This is a genomic window from Terribacillus sp. JSM ZJ617, from assembly GCF_044383785.1.
GTDB lineage: Bacteria > Bacillota > Bacilli > Bacillales > Amphibacillaceae > Terribacillus.
This window is the reverse complement of the sequence record NZ_JBISEQ010000004.1, coordinates 280,901-295,342: the sequence shown is the minus strand read 5'-3', so window position 1 is coordinate 295,342 and position 14,442 is coordinate 280,901. Positions and strand designations below refer to the sequence as shown.

Annotated in this window: 17 protein-coding genes and 2 riboswitches; of the genes, 13 read left to right on the top strand and 4 right to left on the bottom strand. The window is 44.5% G+C overall.

The features are described 5' to 3' along the window. Window positions 1-11: 11 nt before the first annotated feature. The gene (locus ACH6C1_RS15060; protein ID WP_374078448.1) at window positions 12-326 is read left to right on the top strand and encodes a putative quinol monooxygenase; all 315 of its coding nucleotides are present in this window, start codon (window positions 12-14) and stop codon (window positions 324-326) included. Window positions 327-354: 28 nt separating this feature from the next. Here the strand turns inward: ACH6C1_RS15060 and ACH6C1_RS15055 are convergent, their stop codons facing one another. Next, entirely contained in the window at window positions 355-1,101 is a 747-nt protein-coding gene (locus tag ACH6C1_RS15055) for a metallophosphoesterase family protein (protein ID WP_374078445.1), read from the bottom strand. A gap of 90 nt (window positions 1,102-1,191) precedes the next feature. Between ACH6C1_RS15055 and ACH6C1_RS15050 the strand changes: the two genes are divergently transcribed. From ACH6C1_RS15050 to ACH6C1_RS15040, 3 genes are read left to right on the top strand one after another with little or no spacing between them, the layout of a single operon-like run. Further along, a complete protein-coding gene (locus ACH6C1_RS15050) occupies window positions 1,192-1,659 on the top strand; it encodes a hypothetical protein (protein WP_374078443.1) in 468 nt (155 codons plus the stop codon). Window positions 1,660-1,662: 3 nt separating this feature from the next. Continuing rightward, window positions 1,663-2,679 (top strand): serine hydrolase domain-containing protein, encoded by a 1,017-nt coding sequence (locus ACH6C1_RS15045; RefSeq protein ID WP_374078441.1) that lies wholly within the window; start codon window positions 1,663-1,665, stop codon window positions 2,677-2,679. After that, complete coding sequence (locus ACH6C1_RS15040; RefSeq protein ID WP_374078438.1) at window positions 2,676-3,149, top strand: NUDIX hydrolase; 474 nt, start codon at window positions 2,676-2,678, stop codon at window positions 3,147-3,149. Before ACH6C1_RS15045 ends, ACH6C1_RS15040 begins: the two co-directional genes overlap by 4 nt. 29 nt (window positions 3,150-3,178) lie before the next feature. On the opposite strand, the gene ACH6C1_RS15035 is transcribed toward ACH6C1_RS15040, so the two are convergent. Both ACH6C1_RS15035 and ACH6C1_RS15030 read right to left on the bottom strand, forming a co-directional pair. Beyond that, entirely contained in the window at window positions 3,179-4,123 is a 945-nt protein-coding gene (locus tag ACH6C1_RS15035; protein WP_374078436.1) for an alpha/beta hydrolase, read from the bottom strand. 92 nt (window positions 4,124-4,215) lie between these two features. Beyond that, window positions 4,216-4,647, bottom strand: a complete 432-nt coding sequence (locus ACH6C1_RS15030) for a MarR family winged helix-turn-helix transcriptional regulator (protein WP_374078434.1) — start codon at window positions 4,645-4,647, stop codon at window positions 4,216-4,218. Between the two features lie 200 nt (window positions 4,648-4,847). Here ACH6C1_RS15030 and ACH6C1_RS15025 point away from each other — a divergent pair, with 200 nt between their 5' ends. The 9 genes from ACH6C1_RS15025 to ACH6C1_RS14985 all read left to right on the top strand — a co-directional run bounded on the left by ACH6C1_RS15025 (window position 4,848) and on the right by ACH6C1_RS14985 (window position 12,801). Next, complete coding sequence (locus ACH6C1_RS15025) at window positions 4,848-5,600, top strand: SDR family NAD(P)-dependent oxidoreductase (protein ID WP_374078432.1); 753 nt, start codon at window positions 4,848-4,850, stop codon at window positions 5,598-5,600. Window positions 5,601-5,625: 25 nt separating this feature from the next. Then, complete coding sequence (locus ACH6C1_RS15020; protein WP_374078430.1) at window positions 5,626-6,408, top strand: SDR family oxidoreductase; 783 nt, start codon at window positions 5,626-5,628, stop codon at window positions 6,406-6,408. 110 nt (window positions 6,409-6,518) lie between these two features. Then, window positions 6,519-6,630: riboswitch (TPP riboswitch) on the top strand. 100 nt (window positions 6,631-6,730) lie between these two features. Then, window positions 6,731-7,348 carry a thiamine phosphate synthase gene (locus tag ACH6C1_RS15015; protein ID WP_374078428.1) on the top strand — a complete coding sequence of 206 codons (618 nt, stop codon included), beginning with the start codon at window positions 6,731-6,733 and terminating at the stop codon, window positions 7,346-7,348. Then, window positions 7,332-8,450, top strand: coding sequence for a glycine oxidase ThiO (thiO, locus tag ACH6C1_RS15010; protein WP_374078425.1), 1,119 nt, complete (start codon window positions 7,332-7,334; stop codon window positions 8,448-8,450). Before ACH6C1_RS15015 ends, thiO begins: the two co-directional genes overlap by 17 nt. Next, window positions 8,447-8,650: a sulfur carrier protein ThiS gene (gene thiS / locus ACH6C1_RS15005; RefSeq protein ID WP_374078423.1), complete on the top strand. Its 204-nt coding sequence runs from the start codon at window positions 8,447-8,449 to the stop codon at window positions 8,648-8,650. Before thiO ends, thiS begins: the two co-directional genes overlap by 4 nt. A gap of 3 nt (window positions 8,651-8,653) precedes the next feature. Next, on the top strand, window positions 8,654-9,418 hold the full coding sequence (locus ACH6C1_RS15000; protein WP_374078421.1) for a thiazole synthase: 765 nt from the start codon (window positions 8,654-8,656) through the stop codon (window positions 9,416-9,418). Beyond that, a complete protein-coding gene (locus ACH6C1_RS14995) occupies window positions 9,418-10,428 on the top strand; it encodes a ThiF family adenylyltransferase (RefSeq protein WP_374078417.1) in 1,011 nt (336 codons plus the stop codon). The genes ACH6C1_RS15000 and ACH6C1_RS14995 overlap by 1 nt, the downstream gene beginning before the upstream one ends. 71 nt (window positions 10,429-10,499) lie before the next feature. After that, window positions 10,500-10,596: riboswitch (SAM riboswitch) on the top strand. Between the two features lie 83 nt (window positions 10,597-10,679). Continuing rightward, on the top strand, window positions 10,680-11,810 hold the full coding sequence (locus ACH6C1_RS14990; RefSeq protein WP_374078414.1) for a homoserine dehydrogenase: 1,131 nt from the start codon (window positions 10,680-10,682) through the stop codon (window positions 11,808-11,810). 166 nt (window positions 11,811-11,976) lie between these two features. Further along, the gene (locus ACH6C1_RS14985) at window positions 11,977-12,801 is read left to right on the top strand and encodes a zinc ribbon domain-containing protein (protein ID WP_374078412.1); all 825 of its coding nucleotides are present in this window, start codon (window positions 11,977-11,979) and stop codon (window positions 12,799-12,801) included. A 36-nt stretch (window positions 12,802-12,837) separates the two neighbouring features. Here ACH6C1_RS14985 and ACH6C1_RS14980 read toward each other — a convergent pair whose 3' ends face one another. Beyond that, window positions 12,838-14,436 carry a zinc ribbon domain-containing protein gene (locus ACH6C1_RS14980; RefSeq protein WP_374078410.1) on the bottom strand — a complete coding sequence of 533 codons (1,599 nt, stop codon included), beginning with the start codon at window positions 14,434-14,436 and terminating at the stop codon, window positions 12,838-12,840. Window positions 14,437-14,442 lie beyond the last annotated feature (6 nt).

The window sequence follows — 14,442 nt, the reverse complement described above, 5'->3', positions numbered from 1 at the left end:
GGATGAACTGAATGGAGAAATTCGGCTTGTACGGGAGATTTCTAGTCCATAAAGATGATAGAGATGAATTGAGTTCGATACTGCTGGATGCAGCGGAGGCTATGGGGCATGTAGATGGCTGTGAAATATATCAGGTCAGTGTGTCTCATGATGAGCCGCAAGCAGTATATGTATACGAAGTATGGAAGGATGAAGCGGCTCATCAAGCCTCACTTGCTTTAGATGCGACACAAACATTAATCCGACGGGCAAAGCCTCTTATAACAGGAATGGAACGTATCAATACCCTGCAAACGCTCGGAGGGAAAGGTCTTCCTACTACATGAAAAGCGGACAATCAGTTGTCCGCTTTTTTTATTTCTGCAGCTGTCCTCCATGAAAGATTTTCAGGATGATATCCCATTCTGGCACTTCCAATCTTTCATATCCCCTTAAATAAGCTCTGTTGTCATAAGGTACTTCTATTACGGTTGTTCTAATATCTTCTTCTATCTCTGCAATTGCATAAGGTGCGATCGGTTTTGGCTGGCAGCCGAGAGAGCCTGGATTCAGAAAGATTTTTCGATCGTTACGAAAATGATGAAGTGGGTGATGATGGCCAAAACAAATGAGTTCTGTATCCTTTTGTTCCTGAAACAGCATCTCCAGATTTTCAAGAGAAGGTGCAACAATACGAGAGAAAGGATCCTCGCTTATGTGGGCATTCACTTTATCTGGGTGGATATGGTAGTGCGTGAACAAAACGGCATGCCCCTTGATATGCTGATTGATTTGGCGTGGCTGCTTATGAAGTAAGTCAAGGTAACCTGGATCAGTTCGGTCGGCAATCCACTGGTGATGTGCTCTTTCGTTCTTGTGGCTTTCGGGATAAGTCTCCTGTCTGCTTAGTGCCAGCACAGCTTCATCATGATTTCCGGTAATGATTGATATGTCATCTCTGCCAAATAAAAGCTCCAGTACACGATCAGTTTCATAACCGATCGCCAGCATATCACCGAGGCAGTATATGTGCTCGACATCTCCACGCTTGTCTATATCTCCTAGCACAGCCTGCAGTGCAGCAAGGTTTCCATGTATATCTGTCAGGACAGCAATGCGCATAACAATCAGCCCCATTCATACTTTTTATATCCTTCATATATTTCCAATTATGGTAACATGGTTTGTGAGTGGAGAATAGGGGTCGATTGCATGAGTGTGAAAGGAATGATTGTTGGAGCTGCATTCAGTATCACAGCTGCTGTACTTTGTACTTTTATTTTTGCGATTGTTGTCAGTACCTCTTTTCTAATGGCTGCACCCTCGATAATGTATATCGGGGTATTTCTTCAGGTCGTTGTGCCCTTTCTGATGGTTTTCAGTATTGCTGGAGCACAATTCAAAAGAATTGAACGAGTCAGTGAAGGGGTTAAATGGGCTATCAGCAGCATCATGGCTTTTATTGTGGTCGCCTATGCCGGTACGATTGGTTCCCTGACGACTCATATGGTCGTTTGGGGAAATAAACTGGAAAACTTAGCGGTCGGCGATATTATTGTGTGGGGTTTCATCTACGGGTTTCTGTTGCTGCCATTGGCGGCACCGGTCGGCCGATGGCTGATCCTTTTATTAGTAGACTGCTGTAAGTTTTTCGAAGATTCTAAAGAGAGAGGTGTTTGAAGTATGAGCGGATTAGAGAATAAATTGGAAAAGGTAGCAAAAGAAATAGATTTCTCTGGTGTGGCATACGTAGAAGAAAATCAAGAAAGCTTTTTCTTCCAAAATGGCTATGCCAATAAGCAAGACAAGCTAGCATTTGATAAGCAAACAAGGTTTGGAATAGCTTCTGGAGCAAAGATCTTCACAGCTGTGGCGATTGCGAAACTAGTGGAGCAAGGACGACTGGATTTCCAGACCAAGTTAATAGATTGTCTCCCGGTAGCATTTCCACATTTTCATAAGGACGTAACAATACACCAGCTGCTTACGCATACGTCTGGCATACCCGATTATTTCGATGAAGAAGAAATGGATGACTTTGAGGAGCTGTGGCAAACGCTGCCGATGTACCGAGTAAGATCGGGTGCGGATTTTCTGCCATTGTTCGAAGATAAGAAGATGATGTTTTTACCTGGTGAACGGTTCCATTATAACAATGCTGCTTTCATCGTGTTGGGATTAGTGGTGGAAGAAATTGCTAAAGAACCATTTACTGTTTTTGTCCAAACGCATATCTTTGAACCCGCTGGAATGACAGAGGCCGGATATTTTACATTTGATAAACTGCCAGGGAATACAGCAATTGGTTATATCAAGGAAGACGATGAGTATCGTTCCAATATTTATGCGTTACCAGTAAGGGGCGGCGCAGATGGCGGGGTGTATGTGAGTGTTACTGATATGGTGCATTTCTGGGATGCACTGACTCAGTATAAACTCCTGAACGAAGAACTTACCGGGGTGTTGCTGAAGCCGCATGTCCAGGTTGATGAGGAAACATCATACGGATATGGGATATGGATAAAAAAAGTGGAGGAAAAAATCAATAAGTATTATGTTGTCGGCTTTGATCCGGGCGTGAGTTTCCATTCTGCTTATTATCCAGAGACAGGAAGAAAGATAGTGGTACCTTCAAACCACGGAGCTGGCCCGTATTACATTGTTCAAGCAATCGAAGAATCGGAGGAAAGAAGCAAATGACTCAGGACTTGACCATCGATTTAGGTGAACAGATGCTGAATTGCCGGACGGCAGGCATTATTGTAAAAGATAGTCATGTGCTGCTGCATAGAAACAAGAAAGATCCGTTCTGGACACTAATTGGCGGACGTATTCAGTTAGGAGAAGATTCAGGACAGGCTGTGGAAAGGGAATTCGAGGAGGAACTTGGCATTCGCGCCAAGGTCGAGAGACTGTTATGGTCAGTGGAGAATTTCTTTAACTATCGAGAGAGCCTCTATCATGAATACAGCTTTATTTATTTGATACAGGATGTTGAAAATAGGCTTTACGGAACGGATGAAGTCATATCTCCTGAAGGAGGGGAGTTTCATTATGAATGGATTCCCCTGGAAAGAATCGCAGAAATGCCGTTAAGGCCAGCATTTTTGCAAGAGAAACTGGAGCGGATACCTTCCATACCGGAGCATATCATTCATAAGGAAGTATAAAAAACGCACCTGAACGGTGCGTTTTTAATTTAGGCTTTTAACCAAGCATTGGCCAGTAGCAAGGCGCCCTTGGCAGCCTCTGTATGTGCTAGGTCATTCAGCATGACAAAGTCGTGGATAATACCCTGGAAACGGACAGCCGTAACATCTACACCAGCTTTCTGAAGCTTCCGAGCGTATGCTTCGCCTTCGTCGCGGAGTACATCTGCTTCCGCTGTAATAATAAGTGCTTTTGGCAGGTCTTTTAGGTCTTCGATAGTTGCTCGAAGTGGGGAAGCTGTAATCTCATTGCGTTGCTGTTCATCAGTCGTATATTGATTCCAGAACCATTGCATACCATCGCGGCGCAAGAAGTAACCTTCAGCAAACTGATGATATGATTCTGTGTCGAAATTGGCATCCGTGACAGGATAGAAGAGCAGCTGTTTACTGATTTTAGGTCCTTTTCTTTCCTTGGCCATTAATGTTATAGCAGCTGTCATATTACCCCCGACACTATCTCCTGCTGCAGTAATATTTGTGGTATCCATCCCGTATTCGGTACCTTTTTCAGCTATCCATTCCAGAGCAGCGTATATTTCTTCAATCGCTACAGGGTATCTTGCTTCCGGTGATAGACTGTAGTTTGGGAAAACAACAATAGATTCAGAGCCGACTGCAAGTGTACGAATTAAACGGTCGTGTGTATGTGCATTTCCAAATACCCAGCCAGCGCCGTGAGAGTATAGGATGACTGGCAGTTTCCGATTGATTTGCTTCGGTTTTACGATACGAATAGAAACCTCACCAGATGGGCCGCCAGAAATTGTAATATCTTTTATCTCCGCCTCTGGTTTATCAATTTCACCAGACTGAACATCATCGACTGCTTTTCGGCCATCCTTTGGTCCAAGATCAAATAAGTACGGCGGATTCGCTGTTGCCTCGATGAATTTTTGTGCTTCCGTTTCTAGTACAGGTTTAATTTTTGTCATAGCAGATTCTCCATTCATATATATTTTGTGAAATAATATTGTGCAAAATATAAAAGGGGAAAAGAAAGTCGGATAATCATTTATCCAACATCCTATCTTTTCTGTAAATTCGTTGTGAGTTTCTTCACTAATCTATTCAGCTCATCCATTTCTTCAGAAGACATGCCACTGGAAGATACGAGTGCAAGGGGGATACATGTTGCTTCTTGTTTCAATGCCTCACCTTGATTGGTCAGGGTGACATAGACAACTCGCTCGTCCTCTTTGGAACGCTGTCGGTGAATAAGCTGCTTCGCTTCCATCCGTTTTAGCAGAGGTGTCAGCGTACCAGTATCCAGATCCAGCTTCTCTCCAAGCTGTTTGATTGTCTGTTTCTCCATTTCCCATAATGCCTGCAAGACGAGATATTGCGGGTATGTAATATCCAGCTTTTTCAGCAGCGGCTGGTACATCCTGAGAATTGCACGTGAGCTAGCGTATAAGGAAAAGCAAAGATGATCTTCTAGGTAGTAATCCTTTTCCAAGATTAAGTGTCCCTCCAATCAATTTTCCAAAATTATATTTTGCACAATATAAATATAAGGGAACTGAATTTGAATGTCAAATGAAAAAGTGAAAATTATTTGAAGAGTTATCTCTTGCGATATCTATGATAGAGGTGTAAGCTCTTACATATGGAGTAGGTAAATTAACCTATTTACACATATTGAAGGGAGCTTTGCTTATGTATGGGCAGAAAGTAGCGGTCATCACAGGAGGCGGCAGCGGTCTTGGACAAGCTGCAGCATTGCGACTAGCAGAAGAAGGTATCGCAATCAGCATCGTTGACGTGTCTGAGGCAGCCGGTAAAGAGACGGTTCGCTTAATAGAAGAAAAAGGGTCAAAAGCTATTTTCGTCAAAGCGGATGTAAGCAAGGCAGAAGAAGTAAAACATTATGTAGATAAAACGGTAGAGGCATTTGGAACTATCGACATGTTCTATAATAATGCTGGTATTTCTGGTCCTGGTGTAAAATTCGTGGATAATACGATTGAGCAGATCGATATGGTATTAGGAATTAATCTAAACGGCGCCCTTTACGGGTTGAAATATGTATTGGAAGTTATGCTTGCTAATGGCGGCGGGCGAATTGTCAACACGTCATCCACAGCAGGTGTCGTGGGACAAGCCACAGTTGGTACATATTCAGCTACGAAGCATGCAATGGTTGGGATTACGAAGACGTTGGCTGCTGAGTATGCCGAGCAAGGCATTGTGGTAAATGCAATTGCTCCAGGTACGACAGAAACGCCAATGGTTCGAGAATATAAAGAGAAGAATCCAGCTGCATTCAAGAATGCGACAGAACCGATTCCTCAGAAGCGTCTTGGCCAGCCGGAGGAAGTGGCAGAGCTTGTCGCGTTCCTATTGACTGGTAAAGCACCATATATAAATGGTGTAGTAGTGCCGATTGATGGCGGATTTACTGCAATTTGACAGAATCAGAAAAGGAGAGATTTTCATGAAACGTTTTGAAGATAAAGTAGTATTGATTACAGGTGGGGGTTCTGGATTAGGACGCGCAGCAGCTTTGCAAGTAGCAAAAGAAGGTGCAAAGCTTTCTCTTGTTGATTTAAGTGAAAAAGGTATGGAAAAAACGAAGCAGGAAATATTGGCTGCAGCACCAGAGGCAGAGGTTCTTACGATTGTGGCAAACTGTGCAAATGAGCCGGAAGTTGAGGCGTATGTAAAACAAACAATTGATCAATTTGGTAAGATCGATAGTTTCTTTAACAACGCTGGTGTGGAAGGAACGCAAAATCTGACAGAAGAGTATCCTGTAGACGAATTCGACCGCGTTGTGAACATCAACTTGAATGGCGTATTCTACGGCATGCGCCACGTATTGAAAGTAATGAAGGAGCAGGGCTATGGTTCTGTAGTAAATACAGCTTCTGTAGGTGGTATCCGCGGAATCGGCAACCAGTCCGGTTATGCAGCAAGTAAGCATGGTGTAGTAGGTCTTACGAAAAACTCCGGTATCGAATACGGACAATTCGGTGTGAGCATCAAAGCCATTGCTCCAGGTGCCATCATGACGCCAATGGTTGAAGGATCCCTTCGTCAGCTTGGCGGAGATAACTGGGAAGAAGCGGGCAAGGAATTCGTCAGCGTCAACCCAATGAAACGCTTTGGTAAGCCGGAGGAAGTCGGTTATCTTGTTGCATTCCTTCTTTCCGATCAAGCAAACTTCATCAATGCTACTGTTGTACCAATTGATGGCGGACAATCTTATAAGTACTGAGTCAGGCGCTGAAAAGACCATCTGTATAAAACCAGATGGCCTTTTCTTTTTTGTAATCAGAATCTTGCATAAAATGCTATTTATGTTACGATGTGGGTAAGTTCAATAAGTTTTCACACTAGGGGATCCCTTCATAAGGGCTGAGATGAAGAGTAGTGACTCTTTAAACCCTCAAAACCTGAACAGGTTCGGACCTGCGTAGGAAAGTGTAGACACTCGGGTTTACATGCTCTTTTGTATGTATCCATTCGCAAGTTTCACACCACTTTCCTTTGGGGAGTGGTGTTTTTTGTATGTCCGGCCTGTTCGTATCCAGGAGGTGATGGCAATCAAATTGATGGCAGTAACTGATGATGCATATGAAGCAGCAGATTTAATACGTATCTTGATGGAGATACACCCTTATGTCGATCATGTGCAGATCAGGGAGAAACGTAAGCCTGCTGGTAAAGTGTATCAGCTTTGTAAGGAGCTATTGGACGAAGGGCTGCCAGCGCATAAGCTTTGGCTTAATGACCGAATGGATATAGCTTTGCTGCTTGGCTTGAAGCAAGTGCATATACCAGGTCATGGCCTTCCACTGGAAGAATTGAAAAAGCTGTATCCTGATTTGCGGATTGGTGCGCCTGTCCATTCGTTTGAAGAAGCAGTACAGGCGGAGTCTGTCGGGGCGGCATACGCGCTGTATGGGCATTGTTTTCCGACAGCCAGTAAGAAGGGGAAATCACCGCAGCCATTAGCCAATTTAAGGTATATCCGTCAGAATACCCACATTCCGTTATACGCAATAGGAGGAATTGAAGTGGAGCGATTGGCTTCATTGAAAGCGTTTGAATTAGAAGGGGTTGCTGTTATGAGTAGTATCTTTTCTGCTGCAAACCCGCTTGATGCCGTGAAGAAATTAAGGGAGGAGTGTCTGCGTCTTGAAGAGATCCACTGAAGTAGCAATTGTTGGAGGAGGTATCATCGGCAGTGCAATCGCTTATTATTTAGCGAAAGCAGGCCATCAAGTCGATTTGCTGGAAGCAGGCCAAGTCGGATCAGGCTCGACGCAAGCAGCAGCTGGTATGCTAGGTGCCCATTCAGAATATAAGGAATTCGGTGCTTCGCTTTATCCCTTTGCCCGTACTAGTCAAAGGCTCTATGAACAGGCAGAAGAGGATATTCGCTCTCTGACAGGGATAGACATGGAACGTCGCCCAGGTGGTTTATTACAGCTTGTTTTTACAGAAGAAGAAACAACGAACTCTCCGTTCTCTTCGTTGGAAGGAGTAACATGGCTGGATCGTGCAACTGTGTCAAAGAAAGTACCTGGTCTGTCAGAAGCAGTTTCTGGCGCTCTTCATATGGCAGAAGATGTGCATGTCACACCTGCAATTGCCTGCAGAGGATTCCATACAGCTGCCCGTATGCTAGGTGCCCGGATTAACGCTTATACCAGGGTCGATGAGATTGTGAAGGAATCTGCTCATTATCGGTTACGGACTTCCAAAGGAGAATGGCAAGCACATCGTGTGGTGATTGCCAGCGGAGTTTGGAGTAATGCTTTGCTCCAGCGTTCTGGGTTGGGGACGCCGATTTTTCCAGTGAAGGGTGAGTGCATTGCTGTTACGAATACTCAAACTCCTCTTACATGCAGTTTATTCCATGATCAGCATTATATTGTTCCGCGTAACAACAATGAGCTGATCATAGGTGCAACAAAGGTCAAGAATGATTGGAGCACCGAGCCCACGCTTGGCGGATTACAGACTATCATGGAGAAAGCGAGAAAGATGCTGCCAGTGGTTGATAAAATGCCGTTCCTCAGAAGCTGGGCAGGTCTCAGACCTCAGACATACGATGGCAAGCCGCTGATTGGTGAGCATCCAGAAATGAAGGGCTTGTATATCGCTGCTGGCCATCAGCGCAATGGCATTCTGCTTGCCCCAGCTACGGGCAAGATGATTTGTGATTTGATAAGCAGCAATGAAGTTCTGGAAGAATGGAAGGAAGCATTTCGTGTCGATAGATTGAACACTGGCGAGGAGGTATTGATGTGAATATTCAGCTGAATGGCAGGCGGCAGGAATTATCCGCTGATATCAAGACTATAGCTCAGCTGTTAGCATCACTTTCCCTGGAGAAAAGGATTGTGATTGTCGAACTGAACAAAGAGATCATTAATAAAGCTTCGTATGCAGAGCAGCCGATTAGAAATGGCGATAAAGTCGAGCTGATTCATTTTGTAGGAGGAGGATGAAGAATGTTACAGATTGCAGAGAAGACTTTTGCTTCCCGCTTATTATTGGGAACAGGCAAATACCCGTCATTTGAGGTGCAGGAAAAGGCAGTCGATATTTCGAAGGCAGAGATACTGACATTTGCTGTGAGGCGGATGGATATCTTTGAGCCATCCCAGCCAAATTTCCTGGAACAGCTGGATCTGGAAAAGTACTCTTTACTTCCGAATACAGCAGGGGCAAAGACAGCAGAAGAGGCTGTTCGTATTGCCAAACTGGCTAAAGCTTCGGGGTTATGCGATATGGTGAAGGTGGAAGTGATTGGCTGTGACCGGACATTGCTTCCTGATCCAATAGAGACACTGCGGGCATCTGAAATGCTGTTGGAAGAGGGCTTCATTGTCCTGCCTTACACGTCGGATGATGTTGTCTTGGCCAAGCGGCTCGTGAATCTGGGAGTACATGCGATTATGCCAGGTGCATCGCCAATTGGTTCGGGAAAAGGTATCATCAATCCTTTCAACCTGCGTATGATCATTGAACAGAGCAGTGTACCGGTCATTGTTGATGCTGGTATTGGTTCGCCAAAAGATGCTGTGTATGCAATGGAGCTCGGGGCGGATGGTGTCTTGTTGAATACAGCTGTGTCCGGAGCTGCAGACCCTGTTCGAATGGCATATGCGATGAAGCTGGCTATTGAAGCAGGTCGTTTAGGTTTTGAAGCAGGAAGAATTCCCGAAAAAAATTACGCAGTAGCTAGCAGCCCGAATGAAGGTTTGTTTACCTGATGAAGGATCGTTATCGGAAACAGGAGCTGTTCATCGGCAAGGATGGGCAGGCACAGGTGGAAAACGGTAAAATTGTCTTAATTGGGATGGGGGCATTAGGCTCTGCTTCTGCAGAGATGCTTGTGCGTGCTGGTATTGGAGAACTGATGCTTATTGATCGGGATTATGTTGAATTCCATAATCTCCAGCGCCAGCAGCTGTATACAGAGCAAGATGCTGCTGCCTATTTGCCGAAAGCTTCTGCAGCAAAGGAGCGACTACAGGCAATCAATCAGCAAGTGACGCTGCATACCGTAATTGAAAATGTTGATTACCATAATATCGAGCACTTGATTGAAGGTGCTGATGTAATAGTGGATGCTACCGATAATTTCGAGACACGTTTAATCGTCAATGATGCAGCATTGAAGCACGGTATTCCGTACTTATATGGTGCATGTGTGGGCAGCTACGGGATAACCTACCCAGTACTTGCCAATAAAGATACTCCATGTCTTCACTGTCTCCTGGAACAGCTTCCGCAGCAAAGCGAAACATGTGATACGGCAGGAATCATCAGCCCGATTGTCCAATGGGTGGCGGCGATGCAAGTGACACAAGCATTACGAATCTTATGCGGTCAGGAAGTAAAGGCAGAACTATGTGCATTTGATATTTGGACAGGGGAATATACGAGAGTGGACGTGAAAAACCTTCGCAATTCAAGTTGTCCCAGCTGCGGCACACATGCAGGATTGCCTTTTTTGAATGGCTCCTCCCGGACGAGACTGGATGTCCTTTGCGGAAGGGAGGCTGTCCATATAAGGCCTAGCGTCAAAAAATCATTGAACCTGCGAGCTTTATCTGAAGAGTGGGTTTGTGCAGTCGACCAGATCACTGTTAATGAATACCTGCTGGCTTTTCAATACAATGGTCATAGAATTGTCCTATTTGCTGATGGCAGAGCAATCATTCATGGTGTGGCCGATATAAGCCGAGCACGTTCCCTTTATGACAGTCTTGTTGGGTAATGTTGTTAGAATTTTCAGTTGACTCTATATATTATTCATGCTAAACTCCTTCATAACAAATGAATACAAAACTCTTATCAAGAGCGGCGGAGGGACTGGCCCGATGATGCCCGGCAACCTGCAAGTGTAACTTTGACTTGTATAGGTGCTAATTCCTGTAGATGAGAGAAGACACAGCACGGTACATTCGTCTCCCTGTCCTCTCAGGGAGGCTTTTTTTATGCAGAAAATCATTCGAGGAGGCAAAGCAAATGACAGCAGTGAAGATTGGATTGATAGGATACGGCACAGTAGGAAGCGCTGTAGGGAGGACGATCCGCTCCCATCAGGAGAACCTGCAGGCGATTTTCGGGAAGGAGGTACATGTGGCAGGTGTCTTGGTGCGGGAAAAGCAGAAGTATGCGCAGCAAGTGACGGACGCATTGCTGACAGACGATGCAGCGGAGTTGTTCTCTATATCAGATCTTGATGTGATCATCGAAGCGAGTGTCGGAATTGAGCCTGCTTTCAGTTATTTAACGGAAGCAATCCAGCACGGCTGTCATATCATCACGGCGAATAAAGAATTGATTGCTTCCCGGGGCGCGGAGTTGAAGCAATTGGCAAAGGATAAAGGTGTTCGGCTGGAATATGAAGCAGCAGTCGCCGGCGGTGTACCGGTGATTGGGACGCTGAAGCAGCTTCTGCATATTAACCATGTCGTCAAAGTAGAGGCGATTTTAAATGGCACATCTAACTTCATTCTGACGGAAATGTACGATAAGGGCCTTCCATTTGGAGAGGCGCTGCGTCTTGCGCAGGAAGCTGGTTTTGCAGAAGCAGATCCCGCCAATGATGTTGATGGCTGGGATGCGTTTTATAAACTAATGGTGTTGAGTGATTTGTTATTTGAAGCCCAGCCGGATTGGGAGAAGGTCACGCGCAGGGGAATCCGTTCGGTTTCCTCACAAGATATCCGTGCAGCCGCAGAACAAGGGTGGAAAATTAAACATGTTGCCATGCTTGAAAATGCGGGTGGAGAAGTGACGGCATCTGTAGAACCAGTCATCCTAACAGCTGGACACCCGCTGTACAGTGTGGATGGAGTAGATAATGCTGTATGTGTGGAAGGTGATCTGGTTGGCAAGCTGAAGCTTCAAGGGCCAGGTGCCGGTGCCCTGCCGACGGCCAGTGCCATCGTCGAGGACTTGGCGAACCTCGTCCATCAGCGCAAAGAAATCAATGTTAAACGCGAAATCAAATTCACGGAGAAACGGGAGGCAGTTCCTTTTGTTCACTTGCCGTCTGGTGAGACAGTTCTTCTTCACGGAGAAAACGTCGTTGCATCTGATGGTCGCTATTATCGACTTGCCGCAAGAGCACAGGCTAAGGCAGAGGCTTAATGTAGGAAGTTGATAAGATGGACAAAAAAGAAGGTGTACATATGATGACTTATATATGCCTTTTTACATGCTTATTCTGATAAGTACTGCCTCTTTTGGCCTATTTTTTGTATAATGAGGAAGTACATAGAGAAATGTGCAATATTTTAGGTAAGGGGTAGATTTTATGGTAGCTTGTCCGTCATGTGGACACAACAATACAGAGGGGAGTAAGTTTTGCGAGAATTGCGGTGCGGCTTTGCAAGGGCAAACTGCAGCAGGTCACACACAGCAAGAGGCAGTTTTATCGGGTGAAAGTGCCAAGGCGAATGAGTACCTTGAGGTCACAAAACAGGCATCATTATCATTTTTCCATTATTTTGCTGATGTGATTAAACACCCATTTAGCTCAGGTAAGCGCTACGGTGTTAGCAATCTGACGAATAGCATCATCACGATGATTCTCTTCGCTGTGTTTTTAGGATTGACAGTTTATATCGGGATGAAGAATTTATTAAAGGAAATAAGCACTGTACCTCTTTTTGGAGACATGCTAAGTGCGGATGAACTAGACATTGAGTTATCATTTGTCGAGTTTGCTATCAAGCCGTTCATTTTCTTTGCGTTTTTTGTTTTCGTGGTGGCAGTTTTGGTATTTGCTGCGAGCAAACTCTCAAAGATTGAAACAAGCTTCAAATCTATAATAGTTAGGTACGGGAGCTATTTAATTCCTTTCCTAGGATTAGTAGCATTAGGTTTCCTGCTTGCACTAGTAAACATTAATCTTTTCTTGTGGTTTACTACTATTGGTTTCGTTGGTACCTTTTTCATTGTTCCAGTGCTTGTGTTGGTTAGCCTATATCGTGATAGCAGAAGTGGCTTGGATATTGTATACAGCTCTTTATTTGTGACTATCTGCACAATGATTGTTTTGTATATTGCTCAAAGAATGTATCTGGAAGAACTAATAGAACAAATGGAAGAACTCATGAATCAATTTTCAATCTTTTAATTAGGAAAAGAGACAGGAAATCCTGTCTCTTTTGTTTTACTCAATATTCGTCAGCTTCCAATCGTCTCCCGATTTCTCTGCTGTGTATGTCCAATCATAATCTTGTTGTTCGGACGTGCCGTCGCTGTATGAGATTGTAATTGTTTCTTTTGTTGTGATAGTTGCCGAATCACCGTCTTCTTCATAGCTGGTAATCTCGTAATCATCCAGGGATTCTGTGATGCTTTTGGATGTCAAATTATCAACAAGTGTCTGTTGGGATTCGTATAACGCTGATCCTTCTGCCATATATGGAGAAACGCTGCTGAAACTATCATCATTAATTGCGTCTATTAAGCCATGCAGGTAGTTGTCCATCAATGTGACTGCTGTGTCAGGAATATCTCCTTCAGCACTGCTGCCAGCCGTTTTTGTTTCATCGGATTTACTGGATCCATCCGCTTCATATACCGTAGGCTTCTTGTTCTCCACTATCTCGGTGTTATCACCGATGGAGCTGAAATAGGAATAATCGGCATCATATGCTTGCCATTTCTTTGCTTTTTCGTCATAAACCATGACGTAACTCAGTTCGTGGGACTGCTTCTCTAAATCAGCTGTCGATTCATCATAAATTTCTGCTTCATTGAATGTTTGGCTGACGTCCGCTGTTACCGCCCAGCCGGTGTCCAATTTGGTTACATTAAATGTATCCAGGTCGAATTCCGATGATAGGTAGGAACCCTCGTAGGAATAATCCCAAGAATCCAAACTGTCGATTTCGTCTTGGACCATCTGCTTAAATGGTTTTCCGGCATCTTTTAGCAGACTTGTGTCTTTGGCAGCTTTGGCATTTGCCAGCTGATCACCGACCGCATTGATCTGATCCATGATTTGTTTCCTCGTATCTTCTGTTATAGAACCTTCCACCTGCAGGTCACTGTATGGGTTCGTATCCTCGCTGTAGAGGTCCATACTTTCTGTTGCAGCCATTTCTATCATATCGTGTGTCAGTTCAGCTGATACTTCGTGAGTACCTGGTACAAATGGGCCGTATGTCTTTTCGAAATCATCTGCGTCTGCTTGCCCAACTTCTTTCCCATCTACTTTAAGCACCGTATCTTTATAAGCAGTAGATAGAGTTATGTAATAGGGCTGAACGTTAATTTCGTAATTATCATACAGAAGAAGTTTTTTCCCATCCTTAGAAAGGTGGATAGGACCAGTGGCATACGCAACTGTTTCCTCTGTTTGGCTTCTCATATCCGCTACTAAAATGTCCAATTCTTCCGGATTTTCATTGTAGTAAGCTATGAGTCCCTGTACGGAATCCTCATCAATCTTGAGCTCTTTATCATCTGTAGTAAGGACCTTCGCAAGTTTCTTTGCATCTTTCTCTGCTAAAGCCGTTTCAAACTCGTCGATCACCTTATCTTTACTGGTCATTGCTTCTCCAGTCTTGTAGCCGGCAAACAAGATAATCAGTACTGCGATGACACTCGCTAGGATGATCTTGTTCTTCTTACTCATTTTCTTCTTGGGCGCGGCTTGCTGCTGGCGCTGGGGAGTGGGTGTTCCGCTTGCGCTTGTGCCGCAGTTATTACAGAACTGGGCGCCGGGCTTCAGTTCTTTACCGCATTCTTTACAGAACTTCATAAGTTC